General features: G+C 59.2%; 1 protein-coding gene. It reads right to left on the bottom strand.

The genetic code is table 11. The features are described from left to right. On the bottom strand, positions 1 to 566 hold a 566-nt coding region (locus ACTHSL_RS12885; RefSeq protein ID WP_440381687.1), incomplete at both ends, for a phage portal protein.

The following is a 566-nucleotide window of genomic DNA, read 5'->3' on the forward strand; positions in this document are numbered from 1 at the left end:
ACCCGGCATCAGGTGCGGTACTTTTGCGCCTCCCAGCCGGACCGGCGCTGCGGCGTAATACGCGGCAATTTCACCAATCCAGCCGGTCAGCCTTTCCCGCTGCTCCTGACTGTTCGCGCCCAGAATAAAATCCATCGCTGACTGCGTATCCAGCTCACTCTCAATGGTGGCGGCATACATCGCCTTCACAATGGCGCTCTGCAGCTGCGTGTTCTGCAGCGTGTCGAGCATCTTCATCTGCTCCATCACGCTGTAAAACACATTTGCACCGCGAGTCTGCCCGTCCTCCACGGGTTCAAAAACGTGAATGAACGAGGCGCGCCCGCCGGGTAACTCACGGGGTATCCATGTCCATTTCTGCGGCATCCAGCCAGGATACCCGTCCTCGCTGACGTAATATCCCAGCGCCGCACCGCTGTCATTAATCTGCACACCGGCACGGCAGTTCCGGCTGTCGCCGGTATTGTTCGGGTTGCTGATGCGCTTCGGGCTGACCATCCGGAACTGTGTCCGGAAAAGCCGCGACGAACTGGTATCCCAGGTGGCCTGAACGAACAGTTCACCGT

Origin of the sequence: Neisseria sp. P0008.S010, assembly GCF_051962715.1 — a bacterium.
Taxonomy (GTDB): domain Bacteria; phylum Pseudomonadota; class Gammaproteobacteria; order Burkholderiales; family Neisseriaceae; genus Neisseria; species Neisseria elongata.